This is a genomic window from Bacillus cereus group sp. BceL220 (assembly GCF_051776965.1).
GTDB lineage: Bacteria > Bacillota > Bacilli > Bacillales > Bacillaceae_G > Bacillus_A > Bacillus_A cereus.
Window position 1 is genome coordinate 128,424 of sequence record NZ_JBPWBC010000007.1, and the last position, 20,871, is coordinate 149,294.

Consider the following 20,871-nt stretch of genomic DNA (forward strand, 5'->3'; position numbering starts at 1 on the left):
TCTCCCCTTTAGTGTTTTAGCGTTTTAATGAGTTTATCTCACAACTACTTTCCTCACTACTTTGGCTAGTTATTGTACCAAATTTAAGTGTTCAATCATCATTACATCTTCATCATAACATGACACTTCATAAACAGCTTGTGAAATTATGAACAATATTTGAATTATTACACAAATCGGTCTTTATTTTAAATTTTTAAAAATGAGAGTTTATCACTGACTATAAGTAAGTCATACATTTCTAAAAGAAAATAAAGTAACAAACTTCTCATCGATAAAAAAGCTCTTCACTCAATATTTTCTATATTTAAACACTTAGTTTCACAGTAATAGCCTTTACCGCCAACATAAACTTTTTCTATTTTATTTTTGCTATTGGTTGCTAATTTAACTAATATTTCAGAAGGCAAGTGTAATGAATAACCTTGTTCAAATACATAGACTTCTTTTTGCAAGTAGTGCTGTTCATAAAGGTAGCAAGCTAATGCACCGTTTGAAGTTCCAGTCGCTGCTTCTTCATTAATGTCGTATAGTGGAGCAAAATTTCTGCATATAATTCGATTGTCATTAAAAGTATATAGATGCATCCCGACAACATTATAATACTTGCTGATTTCTTTAATTTTTTCAAAATTAGGTTGTAGCGCATGTAATTGTGTTTCGCTTTTTATAGGAATTAAAATATCTTTTAAGCCCGTGGAGACAATTTGAATTGGGTAATTATTGTCTATATCTTTAATGTCAAAACAGTCGATGAACTCGTTTGGAGATACAACATCATAGAATATCGGTTTGTTTTGTTCCATGAATATGATGTCTTCTTTTATAGTAATAGTAAGAACACCGCTGTTCGTTTCAATCGTATAGCGATTCTTGAAATTTTCATTTAAATGCATCAGTATCGTGAAAGATCCGATTGTGGCATGACCACATAAATCAACTTCTTCTTTTGGTGTAAAATACTCAAATTTATAATCAGCAATTTCAGATTCTGATATAAATGCGGTTTCCGCATAGCCCAGTTGTTTGGCTATTTCCATTTTTTGAGTAGTGGTCAATGTATTCTCAATAAATACCACTCCCGCTTTATTTCCGCCTTTATGATCCTTGCTAAATGCACTTGCAACATAAACAGATATTTTCATAAGACACCTTCCTCGCCTATAGTAAATTTCAATATAATAATCACTATATATAAATATAATTGGATGAATTATCAATAAAACAAGAGACAAACTATTTTTTTTAGCATTTGAACTCTCCAAAAATAGTTTGTCTACAGTCTGAAAGCACTTCATTTGAAGAGCTTTTTTTATATTCGCTTCATCGAAATCGTTTCACGTATACTTTGTAAATTTTTTAGCGTTTCCTCTTGTCGCTGCAACGACAACCCTACATACAAAGTATCTAATAAGCTTAACTGTGCTAATCGTGATGAACTTGCTTCTGTGCGGAACTCAGTCTCACGTGTTGATGTATATAACGTAATATCAGCAAGTTGACTTAATGCTGATTTCTTATAGCTCGTAATCGCAATAATTTTGGCCCCTCTTGCTTTCGCTACTTCTAACGCTTCAAGTAATCCTTTATTGCTACCAGAATGAGAAATGCCAATAACAACTGAATTTTCCGAGAGTAAACCTGCTCCCATAATTTGAAAATGCGAATCAGTATGAGCGATACAAGAAATACCCGTTCTCATAAACTTATGATACGCATCCATCGCAATAATACCAGAGCCACCATTTCCATAAAACTCAATTCGACTTGCTTCTTGCAAAGCTCGTACAGCCTGCTCAAGTGCTGTTTCATTTAGCAAATGTAAAGTATCTTGCAGTCCTGTAATATGCGAATGAAAAACTTTTTTAGCAACAGTTACCATACTATCTTCTGCTGATACCTCTTCATGAATATTTTGCATCGGTGTATGTACAATTTCACGAGCTAATGTAATCTTTAAATCTTGAAAACCTTGCAAACCAAGGTGTTTACATAAGCGGAATATCGTCGCTTCGGAACTACTCGTAACTTCAGCTAATTCTGTAATAGATTTATGTACAACATCTTGTGGATGTTTCAAAATATGTTCGGCAATACTTCGCAATTTCGGTGATAAACCATTTAACGAAGCCTGAATCTTTCCAATCCCACTCCTTGTACCAGGCATAGCATATCCTCCTCTTCTATCGTAGCTTTATCCTGTAAAAACCGATTAGTTTAACTTTATTGTACCTAATTATTGAAAGAAGAAAAACCTATATTAGGGATTACTATAAATTTTAATTGCTCCTATGTATTCTGTCATACGATATAACAGAATTATTCATGCTTATGAATAATCCTCCCCATGTTTCACTGCGTATAATGCGGCTTGCGTACGATCATCCACTTCCAATTTAGCTAAAACGTTTGAAACGTGTGTTTTCACAGTTTGTTCTGTAATATGAAGTTCTGCTGCAATCTCCTTGTTGCTTCTTCCTTTCGCAATTTCGCGAAGTACCTCTTGCTCTCTTTTCGTTAACATTGAAAAAGGATTTTCTATTTCCTTCTTTACTGCGGTACGCCCCATTAATGCAGGTGTTACTTTCGGGTGAAAATTCGCATTTCCTTGATGTACTGCAATAATAGAAGCGACAAGTTGCTCAGGTTGTACTTCTTTTAATTGATAACCATCTGCTCCAGCTTCAAGTGCTGGTATAACATAATCTTGCTCTGAAAAACTACTTAATATAAGTACCTTTATCGTCTCATCGTATTGCTTTAGACGTTTTGTTGCCTCAATTCCATCCATTTTCGGCATCGATACATCCATTAGTACGACATCCGGTCTTTCTTTTTGCACGAAATGTAATGCCTCTTCGCCATTATCCGCTTCCCCAATAATTTCAAATTCTTCTCTCGTTTTCAAAAAGAATACAAGTCCTCTCCGAACGATATGATGATCCTCAACTAGTAGCAATTTAATCTTCAATCTTATTCTCCCCTTCAAATCGGCAATTGAATTTCTATTTTTGTACCCTTTCTCAGCTCTGTTATAATTTGAAACGACCCCTTCATTAACTGAATACGTTCCTTCATACTTTTCAGGCCAAGTGCTGACTCCCTTACTTGCTCTTGTATAAATCCTATTCCATTATCTTCTATGTAAAAATGTAACTGGTTATTTTCTATTTTCAAAAGAACATGTACCTTTTCACACGAAGCATGCTTTTTACAATTATGTAGCGCCTCTTGGCTAATACGCCATAAAACTTCTTCTATTTCATCCCCAATTGAAACCATCCCATCAATTCGAACTTCCACTTGAACTCCTAATAACTTCCCGTAATTTTGAATTGCTTCTGCTAACCCTTTCTCTAATCCTTCAGGTCTTAATTGCCAAATTAATAGAGTCATCTCTTGTAATGCTTCTTGTGATAATTCTCCAATATAACTTAACATCTCTTGCAATTCTCTATCTTGCGTCATATTCAAAGTACCTTTCGCTGTTAGCATAATAGAAAATAACAATTGTTTTACTGAATCATGTAAATCACGTGCAAGTCGATTTCTTTCCGCTACCACTACATATTTACGTTCTTTCTCAACTAACTGAATACGTTGTATTGTTGTTCCAATTTGAAATGCAATTGATTCTAATAATGCTAACTCTTCCTCTGAAAAATGAGTCTTATGAGGCGCAGCCACATTTAGTAGACCAAATTTTTCTGATCCAGACCTAAGCGGAATTGTCGCATGATGTGTAACATCTTCTGTCTCTCCCCAATTACATTCAATTGCATCTTCTATTCGCTTACATTCAATAATATTAGTCGCTTTTTCTAATCTCCCATTCACAAAACGTTCTACACACCAACAGTTTCCTTCACACATCGGCTTCTTCTCTTGCCACGTAAGAGCCTCTGGTAAATTTTCGTCTACAAGCATGCTATGCTTTCCACTTTCATCAATAAAGAATATCCACCCTGTTTGTAAATTCATTACTTGTAACAATGTATGCAACACTTTTTCTAACATATCCTGTAAGTTTGTTGCTTCATTTAATAATTCAGCAATTTCTTTTAATGCTTCTAAACGATGCATCTCTTTTTCTTCAAAGTTCATTCTCATCACCAACTACAATTATAACATTAAGAAATTTCTAAATTCTATAAATAAAAAAAGAACCGAATCCCTTCAGCCCTTTCTTTATATCAATCATTTTATTATTGTTATTCTATCCAATGTTGGAATCAGAATTTTTGTTAACAAACGATTCCACTTTAGCTTTCCGATAAAGATTGTCCACCATGGATATGCTGTAAACCTTCAGTAGTAACAACCATATTCGCTGCTGGCATTTGCACTTGATTCTTATGAAACATAGACATTAATTCAAATCTTACTTGTCTAGAAGTTTCAAAATAATCTTCTGGCTTTATTAAACCTGTAATACAAAATTCATAGCCAACATATTTCAAGTTAGGATTTAAGTCTGTAACACCGACGTATTTAAATGGTTCAACAGCGTCATCCTCTACTCTATAAAGAGTTTGATTCAATTTTTCATTGCATATAACACATACTTCTTCTAACAATTCCTTCACTCTTGTTGGATCTTCCTGATAACTTACCGTGATGCGTTCAATTACACGCATCCATCCTTTATTAAAATTTTGTATCGTTCTAATCTCTCCGTGCGGGATGGTAAGTAGTTTTCCTGACCATTCACGTATTTGCATAAAACGAATACTAATCTCTTCAATAGTTCCTGAATTTGTTCCGTTAAAAGTTACAAAATCACCAACTCGGAACTCTTTGTCCGCTAATCTTGCAAAGCCTAATATAACATCTTTTAGCATCTGTTGTGCTGCAAAACCGATGACAACTCCAGCTATCCCTGCACCTGCAATAATACTTTTTATATCTACAAATTGGCTAATTAAATATATGATAAGACTGATGATAATGATATATCTAAAAATAGATCGAATTACACTTTGAATCGTCTGCTCTACCTCTTCATCAAAAAAGCTTGATTTCCTAAAAAACCAATCAATAATACGATTTATTACAAATGAAATAATGATTAAAACTAAAGCAAATAGTAAAAATCTTAAAAGTAAAAACTCCCTTACATAATTAAAAAATTCTTCAGTATACGTTAATAAGCTCATTCATCCACTTCCTTAACTAATAAAAATTCTATACAAAGCTGCTATATTTTTAAAATTCATTAGACATTCTTCTATAAATATACCCTTTTTCATAACCTAAAGGGAGCTGACAATTGAATTTTTTTATGACTTTACTTTAAGACTACACTACCCATCCAAATAAAAGGAAAACATTTACATAATATCGAATAGTTCATTTGAAAATATTATTACTCACGGAGGTTGCAAGCAATGGGATATATTGAAGAACTAAGAGACGTTGTTGGATCAAGACCGCTTAATTTAGCAGGCGTTGCGGTAGCTGTTTTCAATGAACAAGGACAAATACTACTACAACAAAGGCGAAATGGCATGTGGGGCGTTCCAGGAGGTTTTGTAGAACTTGGTGAATCTATAGAAGCAGCTGGAAAACGAGAAGTACTTGAAGAAACCGGAATCGAAATTGGTACACTTCAGCTAGCAACTGTATTTTCAGGTAAATAATTTTTTGTGAAATTAACGAACGGAGATGAATTTTACCCTATAACAATTGCTTACCTTTGCAAAGATATTACAGGTGGCTTGCTAAAAGCTGATGGAGTCGAATCATTACATGTACAATTTTTTAATTTAAATGAGCTACCACAAAATATTAGCCCATTCATAAAAAAATTAATTGAACAAAATGTCGTCTCAGTTTAAACGCAAAAAAGAGACCTTTTTAAAGGCCTCTTTTATTTCACTTCTGCATGTAAACAAGATTTAAAATGTCCAAGTGCAAATTCATGCCCTTGCGCATTAAAAGATGCAACTGCCTTTTCATAAACAACAATTTTAAATCCTTTATTATAAGCGTCTACTGCTGTGTGAAGAACACAAATATCAGTACAAACACCTACAAGATGAACTTCTTCTATTCCTCTTTCTCTTAACTTCATTTCTAAGTCGGTTCCTGCAAATGCACTATATCGTGTTTTATCCATGTAATATACATTTTCAGCATTTTTATATGTTTCGTATACATCTTGTAATTCCCCAAACAAATCTCTTCCACTTGTACCAGCTATATTATGGGGTGGGAATAATTTTGATTCTGGATGATATACATCATTTTTTTCATGTTTATCAATCGCAAAGACAACGTAATCTCCATTTTCAATATATTGCGTCGTTATATGTACAATTTCCTTCTCAATTTCTTGACCTGGTTTTCCGCAAGTTAAAGCACCTTTTTCCGCTACAAAATCATATGTATAATCAATATTAATAAGAGCTCGTTTCATAACTACTATCTCTCCTTCTTCTGTTTCACAGTAAACAATAGAAAATTTGTTATTACGACATCGTATGTACTATTCGACATTTCAAATGAAATACCTACATTTTTCTTGTAAAACTCACCTTAATTCGAGTTTATCATAAAGTGAAACTTTAATCATTGGAGAGTTTGTTCATCTCCAATGATTATTAGTTAAACCAATCGGACAGTTGATCTCCCACCTAATCTCCTCACATATACCGATTTTTAAGGCGAGGTCTTACTGCCCATTAATGCGGGATATAATAGATACACAATGGTAAAACAACTAGCTCCTATTACTAAGTCATGAATTTGGTAATTAAACGTAATTTGAATCACCTCTTGTATCGTAAACCAAATTACTGCCATCATTATACTAATCAAGACGATACGAATACACCGATTCACATCTTCAACCTCTTTCTCTGTCATAGTAGTAGCAAGTGATTTCTTCCTATTTAATCGTATTAGAAAACGAAACAAGTTATTCACTCTTGCACACTCTAGTCCAAATAAAAAAGCACACTACTTTTTTGAGTAATGTACTTTTTATTCTTATTAAGACGCAGGCTTTGTCTCAAATGTTGCTTGATTAAAACTAATAACCTTTCCTTTCGGGTCATTGTTTTCATACTGAACTGCAGTAATCGTATGACTACCTGTTTCAAGCGTCTTTTCTTTTAATTGTACTGTTGTCTGCGTTGTACTAGTTACTTGATGTCTATCTGTATACATTTGATCTACAAATATGAAGGTTTCTTTATCACTTTGAAAATTAGAAAGTTCTAATTCAACTTGCTGAATTAAAGTATCCTTTTTAATGAATACAGTCGGTATATTGCCATTTTCAGAAGTACCATCTGGAGTAATGACTTTTACTTTCCCTTCTCCAATTGACATTGCACCTTCAGGAAATACAACCATATTCTCATCACTTGCGTTTACAACTTGTTCTTCCTGTTTTGATTGCGCGTCCTCTTTTTCCTGTGGAGCACCGCAACCTACTAATAACAATACAGACAATCCAGTGATTATGAATTTTTTCAAAATTCATCCCCCCTGTCATTTGATTATAATTTATTATACAAAAATAACTTTTAAATTTTAAGACAACTTTTAAAACTTTTATGAACATATAGAAGCTTGCTCACGATTAATGTATCATACTTTCCTTAATAGAACATTAATTTTTTTTATGAAATAAATAGTAATTCCTTCTTATTTATCATTTTAGCCCAACAAATCGATATAATACCCCCTCAAAAATAAAAAGACATTGATATGTCCAATGTCTTTTCTATGTAGCACTTTAAAAAACAAATGTTGTGATTTCTTCTACTTCTTTTCTTGGAAGTTTTTTTGGCTTATCTTTCGGAAATCCTAGTGAAATAACCATATTTATTTGTTTTTCAGGCTCAATTTGTAAATATTGGCGCAGTTCATCTTGAGCTAGCAATACTGGCCCTGTCATTGGACAAGTACCAAGTCCCTTTGCATGTGCAGCTAACATTAAGTTTTGTGCCGCTAAACAGCTACTCTTAATCCCTTCTTCTTCCCAAACTGAATCTGGAACAAAAGCAATTGGATCAAATATCTTTTCACGGAACTTTGATTCATATGGTGTTGCCAAACATACGATTAATACTGGTGCCTCCGAGAAAGCTGTTGCATATGGTCCGAAAGAACGTGTAAGTAATTTCCCTGCTTTCTCTTCTCCATTTTCTGCTGCTTTTGCCGCAAGTTTATGTAATGCATCCCATGTCATTTGTTCAATTTCTTTAATCTTCTCTCGATTCATGATAACTAAGAATTCCCACGTTTGTGAATTCGTATCACTCGGTGCGTAACGCGCACAATCAATTATTTCTTTTATATCATTAGTAGATACTTCTTGATCTTTAAACTTTCTAACACTTCGTCTTCCGTGAATTACTTCTTTAAAATCTTCATAATTCATATATTAAATCCCCTTTTTACAGCGTTTTCAAAACTTGTCCTATGCTTGAATTATATCATGAAAAAAAGCCGGAAGAATACCAGCTTTTTTCTTCATGATTAATTTGTCACTTTAAACAAACGAATACTCTCTTCATATGCAGCTTGTAATTTTTTCGTAATTGGTCCTCTTTCACCAGCTCCAAACTGTTCATCACCAATTTGAACGACTGGGAATATTTCAAGTGGCGTCGCTGTAAAGAAGCACTCATCAGCTTCATATACTTCTTGTAATGAAAACTCTCGTTCTTCTACTTCGATATGTAACTCTGTCGCTAATGTAATCACGTAGTGACGTGTAATACCATGTAAAATGAAATGATCCGCTGGATGTGTAATTAACTTATTATTTTTCACAATAAAGAAATTGGAATGACACCCTTCAGTCACAATGCCATCCCGTACTAATATTGCTTCTTGATATCCTTGTTCATTTATTTTGTTTTTGATCATAATATTAGGAAGCAAATTTAAAGATTTTATATGGCAAAACTTCCACCTGATGTCCTCTTCTACTGTTACCTTAATCCCTGCCTCCATTGAAGCAACTGGTCTTGGGAACGAAACAAGATTTGCAAAATATGTCGGTTGTAAATCTGATTCATATACATGATTGCGCGGTTGTGCACCTCTTGATATTTGTAAATATACATTCCCATCTTCTTGAAATTGATTTTTTTCAATCATTTGATATAACTCTTCTACTAATTCTTCCTTCGTAAATGGTGGAATTAGTTTTATTTCTGCCATAGAGTTAAAGAATCGTTCTAAATGTAAATCTAATAAATGAGGCTTGCCATCGTATAGTCTAAATACTTCATAAATACCATCACCAAATTGGAAACCGCGCTCTTCTAATGCGACCATCGGCTGTTCTTCCTTCGTATTAATCATTCTCCCATTAAACAAGATCCAATCTTTATGAGTAGCTTTCATTCTTCCCCACTCCTTTATCACATGATTGATTTTATTGTACAACTTATGTCACCTCGAAAGAAGGAATTTTCTGTATTTTCACAAAAAAATACATCACTTCGTAAAAGTGATGTATTTTATCATTTATTTAAGGAAATATTTTTCAATATCATCTAACATAAGGTTCGCAGCTTTAATACCGCCTGCTGTATTCCAGATTACCTCATCTACTTGGAATACTTTATTATTTTTAGAAGCCTGTAGTTGCTTAAAGAGTGGATCTTCTGTCCATTCCTTTGCTAACGAATTTCCTTCATTATTCTTATCTGCATCTTTATCAGACGTGAAATAGAATAAGTAGTCTCCGTCCATATTTGGAATTTGCTCTTTTGTAATTCCTTTTATCGCAAAATCATCTTTATCTTGTAATGGTGGTCGTTTAAATCCAATATCATTTAAAACAACTCCCGAGAATGAGTTTTTTTGATAAATACGAACATCACCTGGCACGAAACGAATAATAGAAACTTTAGAATTCAATTTATCGCCTAACTTCTCTTTCATTCCTTCAATACGTTTTTTATAATCATCAAGAGCTTTTTGCCCTTCTTTTTCTTTATTTACAGCTTTTGTATAAAGCGTAAAGTTTTCTTTCCAATCACCGCGTAATGTTTCTGCATAAACAGTTGGTGCGATTTCTTTTAGCTGATTATATATTTTTTCGTGACGCATTTTATTTCCGATAATTAAATCTGGCTTAAGCTTCATTACTGCTTCTAAATTAATATCACGTTCAGTTCCTACAACTTCCGTATTTTTTAACTCTTTCGCTACATGAGGATACCATTCATCACCAGCACGTGGTTTCGTAGTCCCCACTGGCGTTACGCCCACAGCTAGAAGAGCCTCTGCACCTTCATTTGTTAAAACAACAACTTTTTTAGGTGTACCATTTACTGTCGTTTCGCCCATTGCATGCTTTACCGTATATGAATCTTTTGCTTTCGCTGATATATCATTTTCCTTTTTCTCTTCTTTACTACATCCTGCAATTACAACGATGAGTATCATAATGCAGAACATAATTAGTTTTTTAGTATGTATCATATGTCCTCCCTAGATGAAATCGATTATCATTAACAATTAAAGATTAATGTATCCTACATACATTGTCAATGTATATCAGAAAACTTTTTTAATATATACTGTTTAGATTCTATCCGCTTTTCTAATGTTTCTTTTTAAAACATAGTGCATAAGTATGAAAATAAATGTTGTTATTAAAATGCGTATCTTTGTTATACATAACAAAGATACGCATCCATATTGCATTATCATTTTAATTGCTAATATTGAGTATACTTAATATACGATGGATCATTATATACCCACTGATTTCCACCAAGGTTTAACCAACCATTTTCATTTATATATACTAAATAAGATTCTGGAGAATTTAATTGGCGGATAACTGCAGATGTAGTTGATGGACCACTTCTTAAATTTACATTCATCCCTTGTATATATGCAACCCCAATCGGACTTCCATCACTATTACTTGTCTTTACAAAATTAATGTAAGAAGGATCATTATACACCCATTGTTCATTCCCCAAATCTAACCATCCGTTACTTTCCTGATATACAACGTAAGATTCTGGAGAATTTAATTGACGAATAACTGAGGAAGAAGTTGATGGACCATTTCTTAAATTTACATTTTTCCCAAGGATATAAGCGATTCCCTTCGTTTGAGGTGTCGGTTGTGGGTTAGGAGGTTGTGGATTTGGAGCTACTCCAAAAATAGCCGCTATTCCATTCGCATACGCTTGACTTAGATCTTCAATAAATTGTGGATTTTTTAATAAATTTGCATCAAACGTTGTATCAATAAAGGCAGTCTCAGTTAAAATTGCATCCATTGCGGTTTCTCTTAATACCGCATAATTTTCTTTTTTTGCTCCTCGATCACGAAGACCGTATTTTGTTAATACAGGATTTACTGCTGTATGCATCTTTTGTTGCTTTGCATATGCAGTGCTGCTGTTGGATAACGCATTATAAATATAGCTTTCAAAACCTGTACCCCCGCCGCTATTAATATGAAATGAAATAAAATAATCCGCACCAAAAGCATTGGCAATATTAGCACGTTCCGATAAAGAAATAAACACATCACTATCACGTGTCATTTTAATTGTAATTGGGTAATTTACCGTTAAAATGTCTCGAACGCGTCTAGCAATTTGAAGTGTTAAGTTTTTTTCTACTAAACCATTACCAACAGCACCAGAATCATATCCACCGTGCCCTGCGTCTATAACAAGTTTCATTTTATTGCCCCGCCCCTTTCTTGTAATATGTTTGCATTGCTACTCGTCCTATTTTATGTGAAATGTACAAGTTCTGTTACAATTACAAATAAAAAAACGCCTTATGTAAGGCGTTTTCTATCATCTTGCTTTAACCAATTTAAAATAAATATATACGATTGATAGTGAGCATAACGTATGCAAAATAAAATAAATAAAAGTATTATTCCAGCACCACTATAAAGTAAACCGAACTTTAAAAAAACATTCACAAGTGGTGGAAAGTTCATTAGATTTTGTAATGTACTAAGCATACAAAACATAATGAAAAAGACAGGGACGTATTGTAATTCATACGGCTTTTTTTTCTTACTCATTCTTTTCCGAATGAGTATATGACATAATTCTGCTACTATAAAGCACCCTCCAATTAATACAAGACCAGAAGTCATCGTCATACATCCACCTGCCTTATATTTATTTTATCGCATAAGTAATCATCGTTATATTTTTTTTACATACTCTTCATCTTCTGAAGTAAAACCAAAACTCTCTATGAAAGACTTCGCCTTTTCTGTTAATTCCTCTTGTAGCACTTTTATTTCTTTCACATTTCTTTGTTTCATCATTTCTTCAAATGTAAAATACGTATTTGCACCATAACCGTAACCTTGGTAATCAAAATGAATAATTAGCTGTGATAAAACAGCTCGTTCCTCTTGAACACTATAATCTATTACACCAATATATGTATCATCAACTTTCACACAGTACTGTACCTTTTTCTCACCTAAACTATGCGATTTAAACATTTCTTTAACAACGCTTTCATTTTCTACAGTAACTTTCTCAAACGTAATCATATGTCGTCCATCCTTTTACTATTATTGTATCAATAATACTTCCTATTTATGAAAAAAACCTTAAGACCGTATGCGATCTTAAGGTTTTTCTAATTAAACTAAGCTATACGCACGTTTTGTTTCTTCATGGAACTTATTCGTATCGTATTTATGCTCAACATAAATTTGGTGCCATACCATAAACGCAAGGACAGTCCAAATTTTACGGCTATAATCGCCTTTATCTGCACAATGTGCTTCCAGTAAGTTTAATACATACTGTTTGTCGATTAAATGCTCTGTTTTACTCTCGTTTATAATATTGATAGCCCAATCATGCATTTCGTCTTTTAACCAGTGACGAATTGGTACTGGGAATCCAAGTTTTTTACGATCTAATACGTGATCTGGAACGATTCCGCGTGCTGCTTCACGTAAAATAGCTTTCGTAGTTCCGTTAGCAATCTTAAATTCAGTTGGAATTTTAGATGCAACATCGAATACTTCTTTATCTAAGAACGGTACACGAAGTTCTAATGAGTTTGCCATTGTCATTTTATCAGCTTTTAATAAAATGTCACCACGTAACCATGTGAACATGTCAATGTACTGCATTTTGCTTACATCATCATAATCTTTAATCTCGTTATACAATGGTTTCGTGATATCCATATAGTTAACACTTTCATTGTAATACTTCATTAATTCAACTTTCTCTTCTTCACGGAAGATTTTCGCGTTTCCATAGTAACGCTCTTCAATTGGCGTACATCCACGCTCTAGGAAGCTCTTACCTTTAAATCCTTCTTTAAGAGCACCACTTAATGCTTTTAGAACGCTCTTACCTGGGCTAGGAATGTAAGAGAACATTTTTAGTGAGTTTGGCTCACGATAAATGTTATAACCACCAAATAGCTCGTCTGCACCTTCACCTGAAAGAACAACTGTTACATGCTTACGTGCTTCTTTTGCAACGAAGTACAATGGTACAGCTGCTGGATCTGCTAAAGGATCATCCATATGCCAAATGATTTTTGGGAACTCATCCATAAACTCTTTCGCTGAAATGAATACGTTATGGTTTTTAACGCCTAATTTCTCAGCAGTTTCTTTGGCAACATCAACTTCACTGAAACCACGTTGTTCAAAACCAATAGAGAATGTTAAAAGATTTGGATTCATTTCTCTTGCGATAGAAGCGATAATAGATGAATCGATACCACCAGATAAGAATGAACCTACTGGTACATCACTGCGCATATGCACTTTTACTGAATCGTATAACACATCACGAATTGCTTGGATATGCTCCTCTTTCGTTGCGCTTGAAGCATTGAAATAAGGTTTCCAGTAGCGATGGATCTCCATCTCTTTACCGATTTCTTTTACGAAATAATGACCAGGCTCAATTTTATTAACATCAATTGTTAATGTTTCTGGCTCTGGACCATATTGGTACGTAAAGTAATGTTGTAGTGACGTTGGATTAACTCCTTTATCTTCCATCACATGCATAATACTTTTCTTCTCAGATGCGAAGAATGTAGTATCACCTTGTTGTGCGACGTATAAAGGTTTAATACCGAAGTGGTCACGTGCACCGAAAAGTTTCTTCTCTTCACGATCCCAAATCATAAATGCAAACATACCACGAAGATAGTCTACACATTTTTCTTTCATATGTGCATACAATGCAATGATAACTTCTGTATCAGATTGTGTTGCAAACGTTGCACCTTTTTCAAGTAACATTTCACGTAATTCTACATAGTTGTAAATTTCACCATTAAAAATAATTACATATCGATCATTTTCATAAGTTAGCGGCTGATGTCCTGCCTCTAAGTCAATGATACTTAAACGGCGGAAGCCAAATTGTACATGTTCATCACGAAAATATCCTTCGTCATCTGGACCACGGTGGAAAATCATCGTGTTCATATTTTCAAATTGATGTTTTTCTGTTTCTGAAAACTCTCTAGGGTTTTCACATAAACATCCTACAAAACCACACATACTTCTTACCCTCTTTCGGTTTTCATTCTGTTTCTATACTACTATATCAACCCTATTTATACTAGCATAATCAACTGAATATGGCGACCAAAAACTATAAAAAAATCACTCCATTTCACATTTTTAACAATTTTTTATGAAAACATGAAAACTAGGCACTCACCTTTCTCCGCTTTTGTCATATGATATTGCAAATTGATTTCTAGGAGGGAATACCATGAGTGAAGAAAAAAAAGATTCTTCTCGCCCACCGGTTCGTAATTACTTAAAGCAAATTGATGATTTCTTCGAGCAAACACCTCTTCGCAATGTAATCGCTGATTTAAATCATTTTTTCCAAAAAGGAAACCGTTTATTAACATTCCCTGTAGATTTATATGAAGTTGGTGAAGAACTCGTTGTTACAGCTGAACTACCAGGTATACAAAAAGAGCAAATTCAAATTGAAATACAAAGTGAATACTTAAAAGTCTCTGTAAAAGAAGAGATACTCGAAGAAGAAGAAACATCCCATAACTATTATCGCCGGGAACGTTCCATTTCAGAAGCATCAAGATTGATTAAGTTGCCGTATTCAATTAATAAAAAAGCAGCAAAAGCTTCTTATCAAAACGGCGTATTAGAAATTCGGGCGCCGAAACTTCCCCAACAACATGACATTTTATCCATAGACTAATGCAAAAAAAAATAAGGGTGCATAGCACCCTTATTTTTAATCCACTAATCGCTTCATATCACGTATAATGTCTTCATATGGCGTATTACTAATTCCACTATACTTTTTCATTACTTTTCCGTTTTGATCAATTAAATAAAATGATGTACCATGCATGACCTGACCATTCTCCGGCTTATCTACAAGTGATTGGAAATTATCTTTTGAAAACTTCGTAATATCTTCTAACGAATATCCCGTTAATAAATTCCAGTTACTAGTATCCTCTGTAAACTTTTGAATAAAAGCTTTCAGATTTTCCGGCTTATCAAGGTCTGGATCTACACTAAATGAAACAAACTGAACGTCTATCTTCTCTTCTTTTGCCATCTTTTGCAGCTTGGCCATATTTGCAGTCATTGGTGGACAAACTGTTTGACAATTTGTGAACATAAAATCTGCAACCCAAACTTTCCCTTTTAAATCTTTTGTACCAAATTGCTTTCCATCTTGATTTGTAAATTGGAAAGTTTCTAAATCCCAATTTAATGGTTTACGAAGCTTTGAACCTGATTCACTACATCCAGCAAGTACAAAGAGACAAAATACAACCATAAGACCAATTATTTTTTGATAACACTTCATTTATAAACCTCTTTTCTCTATCCTAAATTTAAATAGGTTATGTTTATAATAACAAAAGTTAACACTACGAGAAAATTGTTTACTACATTTGTTCACGAAATCGTACGAATTTACGTATGTTACTTCTTTATTTCAAGCGAATTACTAGACAAAATATATTTTTTACTATTATTTCTATAAATAGAATTGATAAAACTAATTTTATTGTTACTTTTGTAAATACCTCTCCCTATTTTTTAACAATTCCTTAAACATTAATCCATGTTTTACACTGTATTCCTTAACAACATTTCGGTACAATACAAATACAACGATTGTAAATGAGGTGATGTTCATGGCAAAGCGCTATGAAAATATGGATAATGTTAGTACAAAAAAATCAATTCGCTCTTTTTTACGCTGGCGTAAAGAACGAAAGCAAAACAAAAAAGATTTTTCTTTCTTAGTAGAACAATCACCCGTTAAACAAAGTGCATTTTTGCAAAGTAATGTAAAAAAAACGACTGTCACATGGATTGGGCATTCTACTTTTCTTATCCAAACGAATGGACTTAATATATTAACAGATCCAGTATGGGCCAATAAATTAAAGCTAGTTACAAGACTTACAGAACCTGGACTCTCTATAGAAGCACTGCCTAAAATTGATATTGTCCTTATTTCACATGGTCATTATGATCATTTAGATTTTTCAACTCTTCGTCAGTTGAATGATGATGTTCTATATCTTGTACCTATCGGATTAAAAAAATTATTTACTCGTAAGAAATTTAAACATGTAGAAGAGTATAAATGGTGGGAAAGTACGATAATTAACGAAGTTTCTTTTCACTTCGTACCTGCTCAGCACTGGACGAGAAGATTCTTATTTGATATGAATACGTCTCACTGGGGCGGATGGATTATTGATAATGAAACGACTATGGAAACCATATATTTTTGTGGCGACAGTGGCTATTTCCAAGGTTTCAAAGAAATCGGTGAACGCTTTTTAATTGATATTGCTCTTATGCCCATTGGCGCTTATGAACCAGAATGGTTTATGAAAGTATCTCATGTTTCACCCGAAGAAGCTGTGCAAGCTTATTTAGATTTAAACGCTACGCATTTTATACCGATGCATTACGGAGCTTTTGCACTCGCCGATGAAACACCTCGTGAAGCAATAACTAGACTTCGAAATAATTGGAATTTGCGCATGTTACCATGGGAACAACTGCATGTACTCTTTTTAGGCCAAACTTTTATTTATAGTAACGCAACAAATGATAAGCAAGTAAATGAAAAAATTGAAACTTTACATGTGTAACGTAACGACTGATTTTCTATATCCAACATATAATATAGAAAATCCTATAATGAAACTTTAATCAGTGGGAGTTTCTTTATCCCCACTGATTATTAACCTTCACCAATCGGGCTTTTACGGACAGCCCGCCACCTAACCTCTTTGCTCCAGCTAAATTTTGAGGTGGGAGTTTTACTGTCCGCAAATAGCAGGATAAAGGGTGTTATCTATGAATGAATATTTACAGACTCGCTATATCATTAGCGGTAGTGCCTGTATAGCTCTTCTTATTTCTTACTTTCTATTTACATAAAAAAGCTACTTGAAATATATTTTCAAGTAGCTTTTTTATTACTCTGCTAAATACATAAATCCGATTGCACCTGGACCTGTATGAGTACTAATTATAGGCGTAGTATAGAAAATTTCTGATTGAGCAAACCCACTCACTTTTTCAACCGCCGCTTTCATACTTTCAGCTAAAGGAATTGCTTTCGCATGCGGAATTGCAACAGCCTTTACAACTTTTCCAGCTGTATCTTGCTCAAATAACTTAGCTAATGTTTTTACAATTTGGCCTTGGCTACGAACTTTCGTTACAGGATTATAAACACCGTCTTCAAGACTAGCAATTGGCTTTATATTAAGTAGCGAACCGATAAACGCTTTTCCTTTACCGATACGTCCACCCTTCACTAAGTTTTCTAATGTATCTACTACTACATATAAACGAGTATTCTTTCTTACTTCATCTACACGTTTTAAAATTTCTTCTAGTGAGCGTCCTTCATTTGCCATTTTTGCAGCTTCAATTACTTGATATGCTAAAGCATGTGTAATAAATTGAGAATCAACAACTGTTACTTTTGTATCGGTCATTGATGCAGCACTATTTGCAGTTGCTACAGTACCACTCATTCCACTTGTCATATGAATGGAAAGTACTTCGCTTCCATCTTCACCTAACTTGTCATACATTTCTACAAATGTACCCATTGCTGGTTGTGATGTTTTTGGTAGTTCCTCTGATTTAAGCATTTCTTCAATAAATTCATCTGGTTGTAGATCAACGCGATCTAAATATGTTTGTCCATTTACAGAGATTGATAATGGTAGAACATGAATGTCATACTTCTCGATTACCTCTTGTGATAAATCTGCTGTTGAATCTGTTACAATTTTAATTTTTTGCATATTATATTCTTCCCTTTCCAATACGCTCTCCTTGTTATTATACTAGTATTCCCATTGCTTTCAACAATTTGGAACGAAATTTCATCAAATTAATTATATTTTTATATCTAAAATGAAAAAGACAGAGCTCCTAACCCTGTCTCTACTCTATATCATGCATTTTTTTCAAGAGTATTTGTTTTATATACATTTAAATAATCATTCCACTTCAAACAATTTTGTAAATATTCACGGAAAGAATATGAAAATCTTGGATGTTTTTGTTTTTGAATTTTTGCAATAAATAATTGAAGACGAGACTGAATTAGAAACGATAATGGATGCTGTGCCTGTAGGACAGGGATTTCAAATATTTTAATACAATCCCCTGTTGAATGAGTGAAATAAAAACTTTTCGTAATCACAATATCAATCCTCTTTTTCATTGGATTTTTGAACTTCCTCTACTTTGCGCTGTAAGACGTTGTTTAAAGTGGAGTAAAATCAGACTTATATGATTTCTGTAGTCCTTATGGCTAGAAGATTTATACTCTATTCATCTCCACCTAATCCATCTTCCCGTCCTAAATATCCCTGAGACGGGAACCTCATTACCCATCAATTGTTTAATACATTTAGTATAAGCTTATAAAAGCGCAAAGTTTGTCTAAATTTTGGAGATTCTATAATTTTTTTCTTCTATATATTGTATACGTTTATAGCTATAGTATAACAAATAAATAAAAAAGTGCCTTTATAACGAGGCACTTTTCGACTGCATTTCTTCTCTTTTCTTTTTTCTCTTACTAACAACCTTTGATAAAGCAATACTTACTTCATAAATACAAATAAGCGGCACCGCAACTAAACTATGAGATAAAAAGTCAGGCGGTGATATGCAAGATGCAATGATAATCAACGCTACGTAAGCATACCTTCTTATTGTTATTAAAAATTCCGCCGTAAGTATTCCAATACTAGTTAAAAACATTACAACGACTGGCAATTCAAAAATCACAGCAAATGGAACTGTTAAATTAAGTACAAAATGAAAATACTTTTCTGTCGTAAACATCGTATTAAACATTTCATTACCTATAGTAGTTAAAAAGTGAAATAGAAACGGCATTACAATAAAGTATCCAAAACATAAACCTGCGATAAATAATATAGACAATACCGGTATATACATTATTGTCATCTTTTGTTCATTTGGATGTAAACCCGGTTTTACAAATAACCAAATTTGTATAGCAGCAAAAGGAATTGTACAAACGATAGCAAATACTGTAGCAATCGAGAAAAAAATCCACAATACATCACTTGGACCGAGAACAGTTAATTTCATTGGTAAATCTTTTACAAGCCAAAAATAAATATCCTTTGTAAAAGTAAATCCAATAATTAAAAATAGTACAAAGGATAACACCGTATATATTACTCTTTTTCGAAGCTCAACAATATGTTCTACTACGCTCATTTCCCGATCTTCCATCTCGTTCACCACACTTTATTTATCCATTACAAGGAAAATACATTACAGTTTTTCTTTCTTTTCCTTTTCTTGAAATGCGTCATCTGTCAATTCTTTCGTTGATTTTTTAAACTCTTTTAACGTTTCCCCTAAAGCCTTCCCGATTTCCGGCAATTTTTTAGGTCCAAATAAAATGAGTACTGCTACTAAAATTAAAATTAACCCTGGAAAGCCAATATTTGAAAACATTTCCCCATCCCCTTTATTAGTAGTTTCCTTGTCCTACTATTACATAATTTTATTTTGTCAAAAAAGTTTGAAAACGTCAACAAATCCATTGCCTTTTGTCAAAAAAATTCAAAAATATAATCAATTATACAAATTTCATTTTCTATTGCTCTTGTGTATGATATGGTAAGGGAAATGACATATTATTTTATGATAGTAGAAAGGATTTGCATTATGACTGAAAAAATGACACGAATGACCCAATTTGTAAAAGAAGAAATTGCAAATGCAATTACACATGGTATCGGTGCCATTTTAAGCATCCCTGCCTTAATCATATTGATTATTCATGCTTCTAAGCACGGTACCGCATCAGCTGTAGTCGCATTTACTGTTTATGGTGTAAGCATGTTCTTACTGTACTTGTTTTCAACATTGCTACATAGCATTCATCATCCTAAAGTAGAAAAAATATTTACTATTTTAGATCATTCAGCCATTTACTTATTGATTGCTGGCACGTATACTCCTTTTCTACTTATTACACTTCGTGGCCCATTAGGATGGACGTTGCTTGCTATAATTTGGACACTTGCAATCGGAGGTATCGTCTTCAAAATCTTCTTTGTACGTCGCTTTATAAAGGCATCAACTTTATGTTACATCATTATGGGCTGGCTCATAATCGTTGCTATTAAACCACTTTATGAAAATCTAACTGGACATGGTTTTTCACTACTTTTAGCAGGTGGAATTTTATATTCTGTCGGAGCTATATTCTTCCTTTGGGAAAAGCTACCTTTCAACCATGCCATATGGCACCTGTTCGTTTTAGGTGGTAGTACGATGATGTTCTTCTGTGTACTCTTTTATGTCTTACCTACAGCATAATA

At 33.5% G+C, this 20,871-nt stretch carries 23 protein-coding genes and 1 pseudogene; 4 read left to right on the forward strand and 20 right to left on the reverse strand.

Annotated features, from left to right (window positions below; genetic code table 11):
• Positions 1–287: 287 nt before the first annotated feature.
• From ACS2FK_RS19235 to ACS2FK_RS19255, 5 genes are all read right to left on the reverse strand, one after another.
• Positions 288–1,145 carry a PhzF family phenazine biosynthesis protein gene (locus tag ACS2FK_RS19235; protein WP_063547158.1) on the reverse strand — a complete coding sequence of 286 codons (858 nt, stop codon included), beginning with the start codon at positions 1,143–1,145 and terminating at the stop codon, positions 288–290.
• Between the two features lie 167 nt (positions 1,146–1,312).
• Entirely contained in the window at positions 1,313–2,167 is an 855-nt protein-coding gene (locus ACS2FK_RS19240) for a MurR/RpiR family transcriptional regulator (RefSeq protein WP_001119652.1), read from the reverse strand.
• A 162-nt stretch (positions 2,168–2,329) separates the two neighbouring features.
• The gene (casR, locus tag ACS2FK_RS19245) at positions 2,330–2,971 is read right to left on the reverse strand and encodes a two-component system response regulator CasR (protein ID WP_063547157.1); all 642 of its coding nucleotides are present in this window, start codon (positions 2,969–2,971) and stop codon (positions 2,330–2,332) included.
• 14 nt (positions 2,972–2,985) lie between these two features.
• Positions 2,986–4,083, reverse strand: a complete 1,098-nt coding sequence (gene casK, locus ACS2FK_RS19250; protein ID WP_170925745.1) for a two-component system sensor histidine kinase CasK — start codon at positions 4,081–4,083, stop codon at positions 2,986–2,988.
• Between the two features lie 179 nt (positions 4,084–4,262).
• The gene (locus ACS2FK_RS19255) at positions 4,263–5,156 is read right to left on the reverse strand and encodes a mechanosensitive ion channel family protein (protein WP_000055430.1); all 894 of its coding nucleotides are present in this window, start codon (positions 5,154–5,156) and stop codon (positions 4,263–4,265) included.
• 231 nt (positions 5,157–5,387) lie between these two features.
• Between ACS2FK_RS19255 and ACS2FK_RS19260 the strand changes: the two are divergent.
• Positions 5,388–5,837, forward strand: a pseudogene (locus ACS2FK_RS19260) (NUDIX hydrolase).
• A gap of 32 nt (positions 5,838–5,869) precedes the next feature.
• On the opposite strand, the gene ACS2FK_RS19265 reads toward ACS2FK_RS19260, so the two are convergent.
• The 10 genes from ACS2FK_RS19265 to asnB all read right to left on the reverse strand — a co-directional run bounded on the left by ACS2FK_RS19265 (position 5,870) and on the right by asnB (position 14,515).
• A complete protein-coding gene (locus ACS2FK_RS19265; RefSeq protein ID WP_000816771.1) occupies positions 5,870–6,418 on the reverse strand; it encodes a cysteine hydrolase family protein in 549 nt (182 codons plus the stop codon).
• 242 nt (positions 6,419–6,660) lie between these two features.
• Complete coding sequence (locus ACS2FK_RS19270) at positions 6,661–6,867, reverse strand: hypothetical protein (RefSeq protein ID WP_015406474.1); 207 nt, start codon at positions 6,865–6,867, stop codon at positions 6,661–6,663.
• A gap of 126 nt (positions 6,868–6,993) precedes the next feature.
• Positions 6,994–7,482 carry a hypothetical protein gene (locus ACS2FK_RS19275; protein ID WP_000713495.1) on the reverse strand — a complete coding sequence of 163 codons (489 nt, stop codon included), beginning with the start codon at positions 7,480–7,482 and terminating at the stop codon, positions 6,994–6,996.
• A gap of 262 nt (positions 7,483–7,744) precedes the next feature.
• On the reverse strand, positions 7,745–8,392 hold the full coding sequence (locus ACS2FK_RS19280; protein ID WP_001105280.1) for a nitroreductase family protein: 648 nt from the start codon (positions 8,390–8,392) through the stop codon (positions 7,745–7,747).
• 98 nt (positions 8,393–8,490) lie between these two features.
• A complete protein-coding gene (gene dat / locus ACS2FK_RS19285) occupies positions 8,491–9,366 on the reverse strand; it encodes a D-amino-acid transaminase (protein WP_023521836.1) in 876 nt (291 codons plus the stop codon).
• A 123-nt stretch (positions 9,367–9,489) separates the two neighbouring features.
• Positions 9,490–10,452: an ABC transporter substrate-binding protein gene (locus ACS2FK_RS19290; protein WP_063547156.1), complete on the reverse strand. Its 963-nt coding sequence runs from the start codon at positions 10,450–10,452 to the stop codon at positions 9,490–9,492.
• 239 nt (positions 10,453–10,691) lie between these two features.
• Complete coding sequence (locus tag ACS2FK_RS19295) at positions 10,692–11,678, reverse strand: N-acetylmuramoyl-L-alanine amidase (RefSeq protein WP_063547155.1); 987 nt, start codon at positions 11,676–11,678, stop codon at positions 10,692–10,694.
• A gap of 101 nt (positions 11,679–11,779) precedes the next feature.
• Complete coding sequence (locus tag ACS2FK_RS19300; protein ID WP_043924652.1) at positions 11,780–12,109, reverse strand: hypothetical protein; 330 nt, start codon at positions 12,107–12,109, stop codon at positions 11,780–11,782.
• Positions 12,110–12,160: 51 nt separating this feature from the next.
• Entirely contained in the window at positions 12,161–12,520 is a 360-nt protein-coding gene (locus tag ACS2FK_RS19305) for a GNAT family N-acetyltransferase (RefSeq protein ID WP_000627519.1), read from the reverse strand.
• 93 nt (positions 12,521–12,613) lie between these two features.
• A complete protein-coding gene (gene asnB / locus ACS2FK_RS19310; RefSeq protein WP_000333826.1) occupies positions 12,614–14,515 on the reverse strand; it encodes an asparagine synthase (glutamine-hydrolyzing) in 1,902 nt (633 codons plus the stop codon).
• Between the two features lie 217 nt (positions 14,516–14,732).
• On the opposite strand from asnB, the gene ACS2FK_RS19315 reads away from it, so the two are divergent.
• Positions 14,733–15,191 carry an Hsp20/alpha crystallin family protein gene (locus ACS2FK_RS19315; RefSeq protein ID WP_023521831.1) on the forward strand — a complete coding sequence of 153 codons (459 nt, stop codon included), beginning with the start codon at positions 14,733–14,735 and terminating at the stop codon, positions 15,189–15,191.
• Between the two features lie 36 nt (positions 15,192–15,227).
• On the opposite strand, the gene ACS2FK_RS19320 is transcribed toward ACS2FK_RS19315, so the two are convergent.
• Complete coding sequence (locus ACS2FK_RS19320) at positions 15,228–15,815, reverse strand: SCO family protein (RefSeq protein WP_063547154.1); 588 nt, start codon at positions 15,813–15,815, stop codon at positions 15,228–15,230.
• Between the two features lie 334 nt (positions 15,816–16,149).
• Here ACS2FK_RS19320 and ACS2FK_RS19325 point away from each other — a divergent pair, with 334 nt between their 5' ends.
• Complete coding sequence (locus ACS2FK_RS19325; protein WP_001129640.1) at positions 16,150–17,124, forward strand: MBL fold metallo-hydrolase; 975 nt, start codon at positions 16,150–16,152, stop codon at positions 17,122–17,124.
• 330 nt (positions 17,125–17,454) lie between these two features.
• On the opposite strand, the gene ACS2FK_RS19330 is transcribed toward ACS2FK_RS19325, so the two are convergent.
• The 4 genes from ACS2FK_RS19330 to ACS2FK_RS19345 all read right to left on the reverse strand — a co-directional run bounded on the left by ACS2FK_RS19330 (position 17,455) and on the right by ACS2FK_RS19345 (position 19,999).
• Entirely contained in the window at positions 17,455–18,297 is an 843-nt protein-coding gene (locus tag ACS2FK_RS19330) for a DegV family protein (protein ID WP_021036079.1), read from the reverse strand.
• Between the two features lie 152 nt (positions 18,298–18,449).
• Positions 18,450–18,701 (reverse strand): DUF2535 family protein, encoded by a 252-nt coding sequence (locus ACS2FK_RS19335; RefSeq protein ID WP_000629012.1) that lies wholly within the window; start codon positions 18,699–18,701, stop codon positions 18,450–18,452.
• A 329-nt stretch (positions 18,702–19,030) separates the two neighbouring features.
• Positions 19,031–19,771: a twin-arginine translocase subunit TatC gene (gene tatC / locus ACS2FK_RS19340; protein ID WP_023521829.1), complete on the reverse strand. Its 741-nt coding sequence runs from the start codon at positions 19,769–19,771 to the stop codon at positions 19,031–19,033.
• Positions 19,772–19,813: 42 nt separating this feature from the next.
• Positions 19,814–19,999, reverse strand: coding sequence for a twin-arginine translocase TatA/TatE family subunit (locus ACS2FK_RS19345; RefSeq protein ID WP_000492442.1), 186 nt, complete (start codon positions 19,997–19,999; stop codon positions 19,814–19,816).
• A gap of 213 nt (positions 20,000–20,212) precedes the next feature.
• Between ACS2FK_RS19345 and trhA the strand changes: the two genes are divergently transcribed.
• Complete coding sequence (trhA, locus tag ACS2FK_RS19350; RefSeq protein WP_000136890.1) at positions 20,213–20,869, forward strand: PAQR family membrane homeostasis protein TrhA; 657 nt, start codon at positions 20,213–20,215, stop codon at positions 20,867–20,869.
• Positions 20,870–20,871: the final 2 nt, after the last annotated feature.